Here is a 15,578-nt window from a genome sequence, read left to right on the forward strand (position 1 = left end):
AACACCGGAGGTTACTTAGCATGTCAGCTCAGAACGTAATGGCCTTGATCCAGGAACATGAAGTCAAGTTTGTCGACCTGCGCTTTACCGACACCAAGGGTAAAGAGCAGCACGTTTCCATCCCTTCCCACCAGGTCAACGAAGAGTTCTTCGAAGACGGCAAGATGTTCGATGGCTCCTCCATCGGCGGCTGGAAAGGTATTAACGAGTCTGACATGGTGCTGATGCCGGATGCGGCCTCCGCCAAGCTGGATCCGTTCACCGAAGAGACCACCCTGAACATCGTCTGTGACATCCTGGAACCGGCCACCATGCAAGGCTACGATCGCGATCCGCGCTCCATCGCCAAGCGTGCCGAAGACTTCCTGAAGTCCAGCGGCATCGCCGATACCGTCCTGTTTGGACCAGAGCCCGAATTCTTCATGTTCGACAACATCACCTTCTCGAACACCATGGGCCACAGCTTCGTCAAGATTGAATCCGAAGAAGCCGCCTGGAACTCAGGTACCGCCTACGAGCACGGCAACAAGGGTCACCGCCCCTTCGTCAAGGGTGGTTACTTCCCGGTTGCACCGGTTGACTCCTCCCAGGACATTCGCGCCGCCATGTGTCTGGTGCTGGAAGAGATGGGTCAGGTCGTCGAGGCCCACCACCATGAGGTGGCTACCGCCGGTCAGAACGAGATCGCCACTCGCTTCAACACCCTCACTCTGAAGGCTGATGAAGTCCAGGTGCTGAAGTACGTGATCCACAACGTGGCCCACGCCTACAACAAGACAGTCACCTTCATGCCAAAACCCATGTTTGGCGACAACGGCTCCGGCATGCACTGCCACCAGTCTCTGGTCAAGAACGGCGTCAACCTGTTCGCCGGTGACCTGTACGGCGGCCTGTCCGAGATGGCACTGCACTACATCGGCGGCATCATCAAGCACGCCAAGGCCATCAACGCCTTCGCCAACCCGACCACCAACTCCTACAAGCGTCTGGTACCAGGCTACGAAGCCCCGGTCATGCTGGCTTACTCCGCCCGTAACCGTTCCGCTTCCATCCGTATCCCGGTCGTACCTAGCCCGAAAGCACGTCGCATCGAAGTGCGCTTCCCGGATCCGGCTGCCAACCCCTACCTGGCCTTCGCGGCCCAGCTGATGGCCGGTCTGGACGGCATCATCAACAAGATCCATCCGGGCGATGCCATGGACAAGAACTTGTACGACCTGCCGCCGGAAGAAGCCGCAGAAGTGCCGACCGTTGCCGGCTCTCTGGACGAGGCCCTGGCAGGTCTGGATGCAGATCGCGAGTTCCTGACCCGTGGTGGCGTGTTCAGCGATGACTTCATCAACTCCTACCTGGAGCTGAAGCAGCACGACGTGGACCGCGTCCGCATGACCCCGCACCCGCTGGAGTTTGAACTGTACTACTCTGTCTAACAGATACAGTCAGAACCCAATAGAGAAAAAACCCGCCTCATGGCGGGTTTTTTCTCTGATAGGCTTTAGGCGAGATCCCACCAAGGAGAGATGGATGAGAATGAGCCGCTATGCCGGGTTCTTGCTGCTGATCTGCCTGAGCGCCCAGGGGGCCAAGATCTACTCCTGGATCGACAGCAGGGGGATCACCCACTACACCAGCACCCCTCCTGCCGGTCAGCAAACTCAGGAAATCGATCTGCGGGTCGCCCCCCTGGTCGGCACCAGCACCCATTCGGTACAGGTCGATAATTACAACCACCTCATTGGCGCCGATGTCAGACAGGCCGAACTGGCCATCTCCCTGCTCTCCCCCGAGCCAGACAGCACCCTGCGCGACAACACGGGCAACATAGTGTTCGAAGCCCAGGTCACCCCAGTCCCTCCACCCCAGTTCGATCTGCGTCTCTTGCTCGATGGCAAGGAGCGGGTCCGGGTCCACAACACGCTGATCATCCGCCTGGAAAATCTGGATCGGGGCACCCACAGGGTGCAGCTCGAGCTACTGGCAAAAGACGGTACGATCCTTGCTAAATCAGAAGTTGTGACTTTCTATCTGCACAGAACCAGAGCCAATCAGGCAGCCACCCTGGGCCCTACGCCTCATAAAGGGTGATCCTCTGCACCTATGCGGGTAGACTGAATGCACTATATTGGTGCATTGCCGGTGTGTAGCACCGTTTTAGGGAGAAACCTGTGCCAGTCCGCTCGGATCAAGCCAAGACATTACTCGACAACCTGCTGACTGCCGTCATCCTGATGGACGAACGTCTCTGCATTCAGCACGTCAATCCTGCGGCAGAACAGCTGCTCTCCCTCAGTCAACGCCGGCTGATCGGGCTGGAACTGCCCCATCTGCTGGAACACATCTCCCTCGACTTGCAACGCTTTCGTCAGTGCCTCATCTCGGGGCAAGGCTTCACCGACAGCGAGGTGACCCTGGTCGTGGAAGGGGAGCCTCGCCTGGTCGAACTCAGTGCCAGCCCCCTGGCCGACCATGAACAGCGTTTGATCGTGGTAGAGCTGCGCAAAATCGACCAGCAGAAAAAGATCAGTCAGGAGTTGCAACAGCATGCTCAACAGCAGGCGGCCAGAGAGCTGGTGCGCGGTCTGGCCCACGAGATTAAAAACCCCCTGGGTGGCCTGCGTGGCGCGGCCCAGTTGCTGCAAAAGGAGCTGCCGGATCCGGCCTTGCGTGAATATACCGGCATCATCATCGAGCAGGCTGACAGGTTGCGGTTGCTGGTCGATCGCCTGCTTGGCCCCCAGCGTCCCGGCCGCCATCAGGTTCACAATGTCCACTCGGTACTGGAGCAGGTTCGCCGCCTGGTGGAGCTGGAACTGCCAGGCGGTATCCGCATAGAGCGGGACTATGACCCCAGCATTCCCGAATTCGAGATGGAACCGGATCAGCTGCAACAAGCCTTCCTCAACATAGTGCGCAACGCCGCCGAGGCACTGGTCAGCCAGACAGGCCTGATCAGCCTGCGCACCCGCACCGTGTTCCAGATCACCATCCATGGCCAGCGTTACCGGCTCGCCGCCGAGATAAAGATCATCGACAACGGACCCGGCATCCCGGATGCCATCCGTGACACCCTCTTCTACCCCATGATCACCGGTAAAGAGGGGGGAACGGGGCTCGGCCTCTCCATCGCCCAAAACCTGATCGATCAGCACAAGGGCCGTATCGACTGCATCAGTTGGCCAGGACATACCGAGTTCACCGTTTATCTACCGCTTCGCAAATAAGGGAACGTCATGACCGCAAAAGTATGGATCGTCGATGACGACAGTTCGATCCGCTGGGTGCTGGAGCGCACCCTGGGCAACGAGGGTTTCGAGTGCGAGAGTTTCGCCGATGGCGAGGCCCTGCTGCACTCCCTGGAGGCACGATCTCCCGATGTGATCCTGTCCGACATCCGCATGCCCGGCATCGATGGCCTCAGCCTGCTGGAGCAGATCCATCGTCGTCAGGCGGACTTGCCCATCATCATCATGACCGCCCACTCGGATCTCGATTCCGCCGTCAACGCCTACCAGCGTGGTGCCTTCGAATATCTGCCCAAGCCGTTCGATATCGAGGAGGCGGTCACCCTGGTGCGCCGCGCCGAGAATCACCTGAAAGAGCAGCGCACCAAACGCAAGACCCGCCCGCAAGACGCCAGCAGCAGCCCGGAGATCATCGGTGAAGCCCCCGCCATGCAGGAGGTGTTTCGCGCCATAGGCCGGCTGTCGCGGTCCAGCATCTCCGTGCTGATCAACGGCCAGAGCGGCACCGGCAAGGAGCTGGTCGCCCACGCCCTCCATCGCCACAGCCCGCGTGCCCACAAAAACTTCATTGCCCTCAACATGGCGGCCATCCCGAAAGATCTCATCGAATCTGAGCTGTTCGGCCATGAGAAGGGCGCGTTCACCGGGGCCAACAACATTCGCCATGGCCGCTTCGAGCAAGCGGATGGCGGTACCCTGTTTCTCGATGAAATCGGCGACATGCCACTCGATGTGCAGACCCGGCTGTTGCGGGTACTGGCCGATGGCCAGTTCTATCGCGTCGGCGGCCATCAGCCGGTACAGGTGGACGTGCGCATCATCGCCGCCACCCACCAGAATCTGGAGAAGCGGGTCGCCGATGGCGAATTCCGGGAGGATCTGTTCCACCGCCTCAACGTCATCCGCATCCATATCCCGGCCCTCAAGGAGCGCCGTGAGGATATCCCCCAGTTGGCGCACCACTTCCTGCTGCGAGCCGCCAAGGAGCTCAACGTCGAGGCCAAGAGTCTGCACCCGGATACCCAGGTGTTCATCAGCCGGCTCCCCTGGCCTGGCAACGTGCGTCAGTTGGAAAACGTCTGCCGCTGGCTGACCGTCATGGCCTCGGGACAGGAGGTGCTGGTCGCCGATCTGCCTCCCGAGCTGCTGACCCCGATCACCAGCGTCGCCGAGCCGGGTCAGCCTGCACTGGCCGGTGGCTGGCAGCAACAGCTGCGCGACTGGGTCGCCGCCAAGCTGGCTCTGGGAGAGATAGACATACTGGCCGATGCCATGCCTCAGTTCGAACGCATCATGCTGGAGACGGCGCTGGAGCATACCCATGGCCATAAGCAGGAGGCGGCACGCCTGCTTGGCTGGGGTCGTAACACCCTCACCCGCAAGCTGAAAGAACTCGATTTTTCCTGAATATCGACCGACGCCATGCTCCAACGCCCGAACGCATCATGCTGGAGACGGCGCTGGAGCAACCCCATGGCCACAAGCAGGAGGCGGCACGCCTGCTTGGCTGGGGTCGTAACACCCATCACCCGCAAGCTGAAAGAACTCGATTTTCCTGAGCTCGGCTGGCCCCCAGCCACAAGGGGGGCCCGCCATGCTGCGATTTCAAGCCTCTCCTTTGCCAGCCCCATCATGATCCCAACGGCAGCGGCTCAGCACACAGCGGCCCCCTTCCGGGCTTGGCAATGCCATGAAAAAATCCGCCGTCTTTCGCTGCAATGCGAAAAACGGCGGATAGTGTCGACGCTTGTCAGACTAACATTGCCCCTGGCGGCTCACTGACACTGCGCATAGCGTCTCAGCGAGCTTGTCTCCCATGAGGGCTCAATATGCCTTGCTGCCCAGCAAGTGACCATCGACCGGCGAGGGTAAGCCGTACTGGGAGTTCTTGCCATGAAACGCCTTGGTGGTCTGGCCAAGGTCGCCCTTGAAGCGGGGATCCTGGGGCCTTTCCTGACTATTGATGTAAAGCGACACATCCCAAGCCTGCTGGTCGCTCAGGCTTCCCCCCTGAGAGAGCGGCATGTTGCTCTTGATGAAGGCGGCCGCCTTGTCGATGCCGTGCATACCCGCGCCCCAGTTGTAGCTCTCCTTGCCCCACAGTGGCGGGAAGACGTAGCGATCCGCTACCTTCTTGCCCTCCCCCTCGGCGCCGTGGCAATCGGCACAGCGCTCGGCATAGACGCTCTGGCCCCGCTTGAAGTCGGGGGACTGGGGAGGGGTGGCGATGGTGAAGAAGTTGCGACCCGGCAGCTTGTCACTGATGGGGGCACCGCTCGCCAGCCAGTAGGAGTAGGCCACCAGATCGCGGATGGCAGGGCTGTCATAGGCGGGAGGCTGCCCCCCCTTGGCATTCATCGAATAGAGGAAGCAGCCTTGCAGCCGATCCTCATAGGTGTTCACCTTGTTGTTCTTCTTGCGATAGGCGGGATAGGAAGGATAGGCACCCCACAGCGGACTGGCGCCGGGAATGATGCCGGAACCCAGATGGCAATTGCTGCACTGCAGACCATTACCGGACTGACCTTGCCCCTTGAGTTGCTGGGTGTTGACGAACAGGCTGTAGCCCCGCTTGATGGCGGCACCCATCTCACCATCCGGCACCGCAGACCAGTCGGGCACCTTGTGATAGTTGCCATCCGGCGCCTTCTCTCCAAGGGGGACGCTGAACTGATCATCAAAGGATTCGGCATGGACCAGCCCAGCCAGCAGGCAGCTCATCAGATAGAGATATTTCATTTCGTCACCCCCTGGGCGGCGAAGTAGTTGGCTACGGCCTCCACTTCTGACTCGCTAAGCGACTTGGCGATGGCAGACATGGATCCCATGGCGCCCGCCGGACGCTTATCCGCTTTCCAATACATCAGCTGACGCTTGAGGTAGGCAGGATCCTGGCCGGCGAGGCGTGGAAACAGGGGCATGACGCCAATGCCACTGGGCCCATGACAGGCAACACAGGCAGGCAAGTTACGATCCGGTTTACCCGCCAGAGCCAGCCGCTCACCAGCGTCCATATCTCCCGGCCATTTCTCCCCACTCCAGTGCAGCGCCACTTCCTTGGCCGCCGACTGGCTGGCGAAGTGGTTGGCTGCACGCTTTATCTGCTCGTCGCTGAGTTGATAGATGATGGGATTCATGAAGTCGCTGACCCGTTTTCCGCTGCGAAAGGCGTGCAGTTGCTCAGTCAGATAGGCTTCTGATTGTCCCCAGAGGCTGGGAATATTGGACTCTTTCGGCACGCCATTCAGACCATGGCAGGTGGCACAGATTTGGGGTACATCCTGGGTTGCCTGAGCGGCCTGGGCCAAAGGGGGCACCAGACAGGTCAACAGGGTGGTGAGCAGGGCTCGCATCTTTATCGACAAGGATGTATCTCCAATCAACAGCGGTAAAATCCATATTACTTGTCAGGGTAACACCCCCTATCGAAGAGGGGTAGCCATAGCATAGCTGCTCTCCAGTGGTCCGATCTGGCCAAAGAAAACGCCAGCCCGAGGGCTGGCGTTGTTATAACGGATGAGATCACTGGCCTCATTGCGAGATGGTGAGACCCTGGCTGTCGGCCCCCAGGCTCAACAGCTTGCCTGGAACCACCCGACCACTGAGCAGGGCCTGGGCCAAGGGGTTCTCCACCTTCTGCTGGATGGCCCGCTTGAGGGGACGCGCCCCGTAGACGGGATCGAAACCGGCATGCACCAGCTTGGTCAGCAACTCCTCGCTCACCTCCACCTCGAAGCCCTGGGACTCCAGACGGCCCATCAGGCTCTTGAGCTGGATCCGGGCGATGGACTTGATGTGATCCTCGCCGAGGGGGTGGAACACCACAGTCTCGTCGATCCGGTTGATGAATTCCGGCCGGAAGCTGCGGGTCAGCAACTCCATCAATAGACCTTTTATCTCGCCATAATCCTTCTCGGCACTCTCTCTTCCAAAAGTATGCTCCTGGATCAGATCCGAGCCGAGGTTGGAGGTCATGATCACCACCGTATTGCGGAAATCGACGGTACGGCCCTGACCATCGGTCAGACGACCATCGTCCAGCACTTGCAACAGGATGTTGAACACATCCGGGTGCGCCTTCTCCACCTCGTCCAGCAGGATCACCGAGTAGGGACGACGGCGTACCGCCTCGGTCAGGTAACCCCCCTCCTCGTAACCCACGTAGCCGGGGGGCGCACCCACCAGCCGCGCCACGCTGTGCTTCTCCATGAACTCGGACATGTCGATGCGCACCATGGCGTCCTGGGTATCGAACAGAAACTCCGCCAGCGCCTTGCACAGCTCTGTCTTGCCCACCCCGGTCGGGCCGAGGAACAGGAAGGAGCCGATCGGTCGGTTCGGATCGGACAGCCCGGCCCGGGAGCGGCGAATGGCGTTGGACACAGCTTCCACCGCCTCTTCCTGGCCAATCACCCGGCTGTGCAGCTGCTCTTCCATCCGCAGCAGCTTGTCGCGCTCCCCTTCCAGCATCCGCGCCACCGGGATCCCGGTCCAGCGCGCCAGCACGTCTGCGATCTCCACATCGGTGACCCGGTTGCGCAGCAAGCTGGTCTCCTGCATCTCGGCCTGAGTGGCGAGATCGAGCTGCTTCTCCAACTCGGGGATGCGGCCGTATTGCAGTTCGGACATGCGGGCCAGGTCCCCGGCGCGGCGTGCGACGTCGAGATCCTGACGGGCCTGCTCCAGCGCGGCCTTGATATGCTGGGTACCGGCCAGCGCCGCCTTCTCCGCCTTCCAGATCTCTTCCAGCTCGTTGTAGTCGCGCTCCTTCTCGGTCAGCTCCTGACTGAGCAACTCCAAGCGCTTGCGACTGGCGTCGTCATCTTCTTTGAGCAGCGCCTGCTGCTCCAGCTTGAGCTGGATGATGCGCCGCTCCAGCCGATCCAGCGACTCCGGCTTGGAGTCGATCTGCAGCCGGATGCTGGCCGCCGCCTCGTCGATGAGGTCGATGGCCTTGTCCGGCAGCTGGCGATCGGCGATGTAACGGTGGGACAGCTGAGCCGCCGCCACGATCGCAGGGTCGGTGATCTGCACATGGTGGTGCAGCTCATAACGCTCCTTCAGCCCGCGCAGTATGGCGATGGTGTCCTCCACCGAGGGCTCCTCCACCAGCACCTTCTGGAAGCGGCGCTCCAGGGCGGCATCTTTCTCCACATACTGTCTGTATTCATCGAGGGTGGTGGCGCCGACGCAGTGCAGCTCACCCCGCGCCAGGGCCGGTTTGAGCATGTTGCCCGCGTCCATGGCTCCCTCGCCCTTGCCGGCGCCGACCATGGTGTGCAGCTCGTCGACGAAGAGGATGACGTTGCCCTCCTCCTTGGCGAGATCGCTGAGCACGGCTTTGAGCCGCTCTTCGAACTCACCGCGATACTTGGCGCCCGCGACCAGGGCCCCCATGTCCAGGGAGAGCACCCGCTTGTTCTTGAGCCCTTCCGGTACCTCGCCGTTGATGATGCGCTGAGCCAGCCCCTCGACGATGGCGGTCTTGCCGACCCCGGGGGCACCGATCAGCACGGGGTTGTTCTTGGTACGGCGTTGCAGCACCTGGATGGTGCGACGGATCTCTTCGTCCCGGCCGATCACGGGGTCAAGCTTGCCTATTTCGGCGCGCTCGGTGAGATCGATGGTGTACTTCTCCAACGCCTGGCGATTCTCCTCGGCATTGGCGTCATCGATCTTCTTGCCGCCACGGACCTTGTCGATGGCCTGCTCGAGTTTCTCTTTGGTCAGACCCTGGCTGCGCAGCAGCTCGCCTAGGTTGCCCTTCTCATCGAGGGCCGCCAGCAAGAAGAGCTCGGATGAGATGAACTGATCCTTGCGCTGCTGAGCCAGCTTGTCACAGACGTTGAGCAGGCGACCCAGGCCATTGGAGAGCTGTACATCGCCCTCGACGCCGCTCACCTTGGGCAGACGGTCGAGCTCCTCGCCGAGGCGGGAGCGCAGGGCATTGATGTCTATCCCGCACAGGGTCAGCAAGGGACGGCTAGACCCACCATCCTGATTGACCAGGGCGGTCATCAGATGGACGGGTTCGATAAATTGGTGATCACGACCCAGTGCGAGAGACTGGGCATCGGAAATAGCGACTTGGAATTTACTGGTCAGGCGATCGAGGCGCATTGCACTCCTCCCTTTGAAACAGACGCCGCCTTGGGCGGCAACAACGGAACTTTCTGATAAGGAAGATGAGGTCTGCAGCCAGGATTTCAAGGGGAGTGGTTGTTTATTTTTTCCTCAATGGCGATTTCAGAGAGGGCCGCGCGTTATCCGGCAAGGGGCGAGCCGGTGCGCTGTTCCGGCCAGAGGGACAGGCATTCATAGGTGGGCGCTCACCGGCTTCGCTGAGCGCCCACCTGTCTACTCTGCCAGCCAGATGAGGGAGGCCATGCGGCCGGTCTGGCCATCCCGGCGATAGGAGTAGAAACGCTCGCGGTCGCTGAAGGTACAGTGCTCGCCCCCATAGACGGCGCTCACTCCGGCACGGGCCAGGCGCAGCCGGGCCAGCTGGTAGATATCTGCCAGCCACTTGCCCTCATTGGCAGACGGGATGAAGGCGGCAACGGCTTCGGCCTGCTCGGCGAGAAAAGCGTCACGCACCTCGCCACCGACTTCAAAGGCACTGGGTCCTATGGCCGGGCCCAGCCAGGCGAGTATCTCGGCGGGTTTGCAGCCCATGGCTTTGATGCTGGCCTCCAGTACGCCATTTTGCAGACCACGCCAACCGGCATGAGCGGCAGCCACCACGGTGCCCGCCCGGTCGCACAGCAGCACCGGCAGGCAGTCGGCCGTCATCACTATGCAGGCCAACCCCGCCTTGTGGGCGCAGGCGGCATCGGCCTCCGGCGTACCCAGCGTCCCGTCGCTGACCGGATGCACTTGGGTACCGTGCACCTGATTGAGCCAGTTGAGCCGACCCGGGATCCCGGCCGCTTGTTGCAACAAGTCGCGATTGGCTTCGACCAAGGCAGCCTCATCCCCGACATGGGTCCCCAGGTTGAGACCGGCAAAGGCGCCTTGGCTCAGGCCACCATCCCGGGTGGTGGAAAGGGCCCGGACCCGCGCCGGGGCAGGCCAGTTCGGTACTATCGTCTCCATCACTGACTCCTTATCAATCATGAAAAAATCCCATAAAAAACGGGGCACCCACTGGGTACCCCGCCCTTCGCACTCTCTTGGACCACTCCGTATCATCCGGCCTGGTCGACGCGCTTAGCCCCAGATCAGATCATCCGGATTGGCCAGGGTATCGGCACGCATTGCCTCCATCAGATCCAGCATGTCCTGCGGCGTTGAGGAGTGCCACTGCATGACTTCGCCGGTGATGGGGTGAGCCAGTTGCAGCATGGTGGCGTGCAGGGCCTGACGGTGGAAGCCGCGCAGGGCAGCAGTCAGCTCGGGGGTGCCGTTGCGCAGCAGACGCATACGACCACCGTAGGCGGGATCGCCCACCAGCGGGTGCTTGATGTGCGCCATGTGTACCCGGATCTGGTGAGTACGACCGGTTTCCAGTCGCAGTCGCAGGCGGGTATGGCCACGAAACTTCTCATGGACCCGATAGTGGGTCACGGAATCACGGCCATTGGGAATGACAGCCATGTGGGTACGCTGGGTAGGATGACGGCCTATGGGCGCATCCACGGTACCGCCTGCGGTCATATGACCGATGGCAACCGCTTCATACTCACGGGTGATCTGGCGGGCCTGCAGCGCCTCCACCAGATGGGTCTGCGCCGGGATTGTCTTGGCGATGACCATCAAGCCAGTGGTGTCCTTGTCCAGACGGTGGACAATGCCGGCGCGAGGCACTTCGGCTATCTCGGGATAGAGGTGCAGCAAGGCGTTCAGCACTGTGCCGTCCGGCGTGCCTGCCCCCGGGTGAACCACCAGACCAGCCGGCTTGTCGATCACCAGAATATGCTCATCTTCGAAAACGATGTTGAGCGCTATATTCTGGGCATCCCAGCGGGTGTCGTCTTCCAGCTCGACCGTGACATGGACCTGCTGCCCCGAGATGACTTTCTCACGGGGGATGTTGGCAACCTGACCATCCAGGGTCACTCTGTCTTGCAGGATCCACTCCTTGATCCGGGTGCGGGAGTAGTCGGGAAATATTTCTGCCAGAGCCTGATCGAGTCGCTGCCCGAATTGGTGATCCTGGAATTCGCCTGTTAATTCAATATGCTGGCTCATGTATGGTCTCTTGAGCGGGGGTTTCAATTCGAAATAATCCGGGTATTCTAGCTTTTCTTTTAGCCAAGCATAACGGATACTTTGCCAATTTCGTGGAAATGGACCGGATGTTGTTGATGGGAAAGAAGTCTCACCTGCTGATGTCGCTCGCCTTGGTCGCTACCCTGATCACTGGCTGTTCCAGCACCAAACCCAAGGTACCCGACGAACCGCCGGAGACCCTGTACCAGAAAGCACGCCTCAAGCTGGATGCCGGTAACTATGTGAATGCTATCGAGTTATTGGAAGCATTGGACTCTCGTTATCCCTTCGGCGCCTACTCTAATCAGGTGCAGCTCGACCTCATCTATGCCTATTACAAGCAGGATGATACCGCCCAGGCGACTGCCAATATCGACCGCTTTATCCGCCTCAATCCGGCGCACAAAAATATAGATTACGTCTTCTATATGCGTGGCCTGACCAACATGGCGGGGGATTACAATTTCTTCCAGGATCAGCTCGGCATAGCGCGGGATGACAAGGATCCTTCCTACGCTCGTCAGGCGTTCCAGGACTTCAAGACCCTGCTGCAGAACTATCCGAACAGCAGTTACGCCGCCGATGCCCGTGCGCGCATGATAGGCCTGAAAAACCGCCTCGCGCGCTACGATCTGAGCGTGGCCAAATATTATGTAAAGCGTGATGCGCTGATCGCCGCCGCCAACCGCGCCAAGCAGGTGGTTGAGACCTACCCGGACACGCCGGAGACCGAAGAGGCACTGGAGATCATGATCGAGTCCTACGACACCCTCAAGATGCCAACTCTGGCCCAGCACGCCCGCGAAGTGCTTGGCAAGAACTACCCGGAAAACCGGCACGCCAAGGGCTGATCACCTCTGCCCGAACAGAAACCGATGGCCCCGGTCATCGGTTTTTTTTTGCCTGTCGATCCGACGCTGCCCGGCAGTATCCTCTTCGAGTGGGAGCACCGCAGTCTACAACTCGCGCCCCGCCACACGACTGACTCAGTTGCGCTGCTTGGCTCGCATGATGTTGATGATCTCGATATCGGTATCCAGCATGCCCTTCCTGGATAGCTGACCCAGGTTGGCAATGGTCTGATCCACGTCGTCCGAGACGATGCCCTCGCTCTGAGGCACCCGCAGGTTGTTGATCGCCATCAGGGAGGATTTGACCGCCGCCGAGGTAGAGGTCGACACCTTCATGGAGCAGGCACTGCCGGCGCCGTCACAGATGATGCCGGAAACATCGCCAATCATGTTGTTGATGCAGTGGCTTATCTGTTCGAACTTGCCGCCCAGCAGCCAGGTGATGGCGGAGCCCGCCCCCATGGCAGCGGTACTGGCCGCGCACAGGGCGGAGAGCTTGTTCTGATGCATCTTGATGTAGATGGCCACCAGATGGCTCATCACCAGTGCCCGGATCAGCTGCTCCTCGCTCGATGCGAGGAAGCGGGCGGCGGCGACCACCGGCATGGTGGCGGCAATGCCCTGGTTGCCCGAGCCCGAATTGGACATGGCGGGCAGCATGGCGCCGTCCATGCGCGCATCGGAGGCGGCAGACGACAGTCGCATGGCCAGGGTCATCAGATCGTCGGAGAGCAGCTTGCGCTCCACCTGATCGGTCAGCATCTTGCCGATGCTCAGGCCATAGCCCTGCAACCCTTCGTCAGCCAGGGCCTGGTTCATGCTGGCCGCCTCGCCAATGAAGGTAATGTCGGCAAGCGGCACCTCGAGAGAAAACTCGACTATCTCCTTCAGGGTCAGGGCGGGCTTGGCCGATCTGGCTGGCTGGATCTGCACCCCGGGGGCGCTGGCTTGCTCCATCAACACCTCGCCATCCTTCTCCATCAGCACGATGCGGGTGTGATCCGTGCAAATCACCACCCGGGCACTGTGACCATCGGCCTCCGCCAGCACCTCGGCGTAGAGCACGTCCGGCACATCCTTCACATCGACCTTGATGAGAGGCAGCAACGCCTTGGCGGCTTCCACCTGGGCCGGAGTGAGTTGCTTGAGCACCTCCAGCCCACCATCGGGGTTACCCCCCGTGATGCCCACCGCCGCAGCCACAGGCAGGCCTATCATGCCGGTACCGGGTACCCCGACCCCCATGCCGTTCTTGAACAGATTGCCACTGACCCAGACGCTCAGGCGCTGCGGCGTCTGGCCCAGCAGACGGCGGCAATTGGCGGCGGCCAAGGCCACCGACATGGGTTCGGTGCACCCCAGGGCCGGCACGACCTCACGCTTGAGCAGGGCAATAAATTCGATCCATTGTGACTTCATCTGCAAGTGCTCCATGGTCTGGCGCGGCGCCTCTTCTATGTCAGACATACTAAATATTGCGGGAAAACTAAAAATTAGTTGATAAACCCCGGCGTGATGGCAGGCATTATGCCCGACTTTTGAGCGATTACCACAACCAAGCCCAGGGAATAATGGCGGGATCAAATCTGAAGAATCGGCAGTGAGGGCCGAGTGGCTATCGCCCTCGGCCATCCACTTCAACGAGGCCACCACCTGGCGTCTGTCAGGCGATGAGACATGCTCAGGGCAAGGCGCCACAGGGCCCGACGCCATCAGAACGCCAAACGGCAGGCACAGAAAAGGGGGCCTTGGCCCCCTTGAATGCTTTTGCTGTGACCTGGATCAGAGCGCCTTGAGGATAGCCTCGACGCTGGCCTTGGCATCGCCAAACAGCATCTGAGTGTTATCCTTGAAGAACAGCGGGTTCTGGACACCGGCATAGCCTGTGTTCATGGAGCGCTTGAAGCCGATGACGTTCTGCGCTTTCCACACTTCCAGCACCGGCATGCCGGCGATGGGGCTGCCCGGATCTTCCATGGCGGCCGGGTTGACGGTGTCGTTGGCACCGATCACCAGTACCACGTCGGTATCGGTGAAGTCGTCATTGATCTCGTCCATTTCCAGAACGATGTCATACGGCACCTTGGCTTCCGCCAGCAGCACGTTCATATGACCTGGCAGACGACCGGCAACCGGGTGGATACCGAAGCGCACCTTGACGCCGCGATCCCGCAGCTTCTGGGTGATCTCGGCCACCGGGTACTGGGCCTGCGCCACCGCCATGCCGTAGCCCGGAGTGATGATGACGGAGCTGGCGTTCTTCAGCATGTCGGCCACATCTTCGGCGTTGGTTTCGCGGTATTCACCCATCTCCTGATCAGCCGTAGAGGCGACACCGTCGGAGCCGAAGCCACCGGCGATCACCGAGATGAAGGAGCGGTTCATCGCCTTGCACATGATGTAAGAGAGGATGGCACCGGAGGAGCCCACCAGGGCACCGACCACGATCAGCAGGTCGTTGGAGAGCATGAAGCCCGCCGCCGCCGCCGCCCAACCGGAGTAGGAGTTGAGCATGGAGACCACCACCGGCATGTCGGCGCCACCGATGGAGGCCACCAGATGCCAGCCGAACGCGAAGGCGATCAGGGTCATCAGTACCACCGCCATGGTGGAGCCACCGGCGTTGACGAAGTGCACCATCAGCGCCAGGGAGACCAGCACGGCCAGCAGGTTCAGCTTGTGGCGATGGGGCAGCATCAGCGGCTTGGAGGAGATCAGGCCACGCAACTTGCCGAACGCCACTATGGAACCGGTGAAGGTCACGGCGCCGATGAAGATACCGAGGAAGACTTCCACCAGGTGGATGTTCAGCATGGCGCCGGTGAGGTGCTCGGCCTGAGCGGCACTGGCCGCCTGCTCGAACGCCGCCCGGGCCGCGGCCAGAGTCGCATCCAGATTGGAACCGACAGAGACCACGACAGCCGCCGGTGCGGAGGGGTGCAGATCGATGAAGCTGTTGAAGCCCACCAGCACCGCCGCCATCCCCACGAAGCTGTGCAGCACCGCCACCAGCTCGGGCATCTCGGTCATCTCGACCTTGAGTGCCAGCCGCACGCCGATGGCGCCGCCGATGACCATGGCCAGGATGATCCAGTGCACACCACTGGTTTCCGGATTGAGTACGGTGGCGACGAGGGCGATGGCCATCCCCGCGATACCGAACAGGTTGCCATGTTTGGCCGTTTCTTGCTTCGACAGTCCGGCGAGACTGAGGATGAAGAGCACGGCGGCAACGATATAGGATGCTGTTACCAGTCCTTGAGACACGTTAAAC

Annotated in this window: 12 protein-coding genes and 2 pseudogenes; 6 read left to right on the forward strand and 8 right to left on the reverse strand. The window is 60.8% G+C overall.

Annotation, left to right across the window (positions count from 1 at the left end; translation table 11 throughout):
* Positions 1-20 precede the first annotated feature (20 nt).
* The 5 genes and pseudogenes from glnA to KYK33_RS20265 form a co-directional block, all read left to right on the forward strand.
* Entirely contained in the window at positions 21-1,430 is a 1,410-nt protein-coding gene (gene glnA, locus KYK33_RS18730; protein WP_042042627.1) for a glutamate--ammonia ligase, read from the forward strand.
* Positions 1,431-1,530: 100 nt separating this feature from the next.
* Positions 1,531-2,085 (forward strand): DUF4124 domain-containing protein, encoded by a 555-nt coding sequence (locus tag KYK33_RS18735; protein ID WP_224433055.1) that lies wholly within the window; start codon positions 1,531-1,533, stop codon positions 2,083-2,085.
* A gap of 80 nt (positions 2,086-2,165) precedes the next feature.
* The gene (gene glnL, locus KYK33_RS18740; protein WP_005890758.1) at positions 2,166-3,221 is read left to right on the forward strand and encodes a nitrogen regulation protein NR(II); all 1,056 of its coding nucleotides are present in this window, start codon (positions 2,166-2,168) and stop codon (positions 3,219-3,221) included.
* Between the two features lie 9 nt (positions 3,222-3,230).
* The gene (gene glnG, locus KYK33_RS18745; RefSeq protein ID WP_042042621.1) at positions 3,231-4,649 is read left to right on the forward strand and encodes a nitrogen regulation protein NR(I); all 1,419 of its coding nucleotides are present in this window, start codon (positions 3,231-3,233) and stop codon (positions 4,647-4,649) included.
* 20 nt (positions 4,650-4,669) lie between these two features.
* Positions 4,670-4,793, forward strand: a pseudogene (locus KYK33_RS20265) (helix-turn-helix domain-containing protein); the annotation flags it as partial.
* Between the two features lie 273 nt (positions 4,794-5,066).
* On the opposite strand, the gene KYK33_RS20270 reads toward KYK33_RS20265, so the two are convergent.
* The 6 genes and pseudogenes from KYK33_RS20270 to rluD form a co-directional block, all read right to left on the reverse strand.
* On the reverse strand, positions 5,067-5,543 hold the full coding sequence (locus KYK33_RS20270) for a c-type cytochrome (protein ID WP_370736615.1): 477 nt from the start codon (positions 5,541-5,543) through the stop codon (positions 5,067-5,069).
* 21 nt (positions 5,544-5,564) lie between these two features.
* Positions 5,565-5,981, reverse strand: a pseudogene (locus KYK33_RS20275) (c-type cytochrome); the annotation flags it as partial.
* A complete protein-coding gene (locus tag KYK33_RS18760; RefSeq protein ID WP_224431476.1) occupies positions 5,978-6,607 on the reverse strand; it encodes a c-type cytochrome in 630 nt (209 codons plus the stop codon). The gene KYK33_RS18760 and the pseudogene KYK33_RS20275, both read right to left, overlap by 4 nt.
* A 166-nt stretch (positions 6,608-6,773) precedes the next feature.
* Positions 6,774-9,362 (reverse strand): ATP-dependent chaperone ClpB, encoded by a 2,589-nt coding sequence (clpB, locus tag KYK33_RS18765; RefSeq protein ID WP_224431477.1) that lies wholly within the window; start codon positions 9,360-9,362, stop codon positions 6,774-6,776.
* Between the two features lie 237 nt (positions 9,363-9,599).
* Positions 9,600-10,337 carry a peptidoglycan editing factor PgeF gene (gene pgeF, locus KYK33_RS18770; RefSeq protein ID WP_224431478.1) on the reverse strand — a complete coding sequence of 246 codons (738 nt, stop codon included), beginning with the start codon at positions 10,335-10,337 and terminating at the stop codon, positions 9,600-9,602.
* A 114-nt stretch (positions 10,338-10,451) separates the two neighbouring features.
* The gene (gene rluD / locus KYK33_RS18775) at positions 10,452-11,432 is read right to left on the reverse strand and encodes a 23S rRNA pseudouridine(1911/1915/1917) synthase RluD (protein WP_042042615.1); all 981 of its coding nucleotides are present in this window, start codon (positions 11,430-11,432) and stop codon (positions 10,452-10,454) included.
* A gap of 116 nt (positions 11,433-11,548) precedes the next feature.
* Between rluD and KYK33_RS18780 the strand changes: the two genes are divergently transcribed.
* Positions 11,549-12,304: an outer membrane protein assembly factor BamD gene (locus tag KYK33_RS18780; protein WP_042042677.1), complete on the forward strand. Its 756-nt coding sequence runs from the start codon at positions 11,549-11,551 to the stop codon at positions 12,302-12,304.
* A gap of 135 nt (positions 12,305-12,439) precedes the next feature.
* Here KYK33_RS18780 and KYK33_RS18785 read toward each other — a convergent pair whose 3' ends face one another.
* Positions 12,440-13,723, reverse strand: a complete 1,284-nt coding sequence (locus tag KYK33_RS18785) for an L-cysteine desulfidase family protein (RefSeq protein WP_396021404.1) — start codon at positions 13,721-13,723, stop codon at positions 12,440-12,442.
* A gap of 363 nt (positions 13,724-14,086) precedes the next feature.
* Entirely contained in the window at positions 14,087-15,571 is a 1,485-nt protein-coding gene (pntB, locus tag KYK33_RS18790; RefSeq protein WP_224431479.1) for a Re/Si-specific NAD(P)(+) transhydrogenase subunit beta, read from the reverse strand.
* Positions 15,572-15,578: the final 7 nt, after the last annotated feature.

This window comes from Aeromonas rivuli, assembly GCF_020149575.1.
Taxonomy (GTDB): domain Bacteria; phylum Pseudomonadota; class Gammaproteobacteria; order Enterobacterales; family Aeromonadaceae; genus Aeromonas; species Aeromonas rivuli.

Bases quoted from the DNA above. Each gene is read 5' to 3' on its own strand.
- KYK33_RS18780 (WP_042042677.1), top strand. From the start codon at position 11,549: ATGGGAAAGAAGTCTCACCTGCTGATGTCGCTCGCCTTGGTCGCTACC.
- clpB (WP_224431477.1), bottom strand. From the start codon at position 9,362: ATGCGCCTCGATCGCCTGACCAGTAAATTCCAAGTCGCTATTTCCGAT.
- KYK33_RS18785 (WP_396021404.1), bottom strand. From the start codon at position 13,723: ATGAAGTCACAATGGATCGAATTTATTGCCCTGCTCAAGCGTGAGGTC.
- rluD (WP_042042615.1), bottom strand. From the start codon at position 11,432: ATGAGCCAGCATATTGAATTAACAGGCGAATTCCAGGATCACCAATTC.
- KYK33_RS18735 (WP_224433055.1), top strand. From the start codon at position 1,531: ATGAGCCGCTATGCCGGGTTCTTGCTGCTGATCTGCCTGAGCGCCCAG.
- pgeF (WP_224431478.1), bottom strand. From the start codon at position 10,337: ATGGAGACGATAGTACCGAACTGGCCTGCCCCGGCGCGGGTCCGGGCC.
- glnA (WP_042042627.1), top strand. From the start codon at position 21: ATGTCAGCTCAGAACGTAATGGCCTTGATCCAGGAACATGAAGTCAAG.
- glnG (WP_042042621.1), top strand. From the start codon at position 3,231: ATGACCGCAAAAGTATGGATCGTCGATGACGACAGTTCGATCCGCTGG.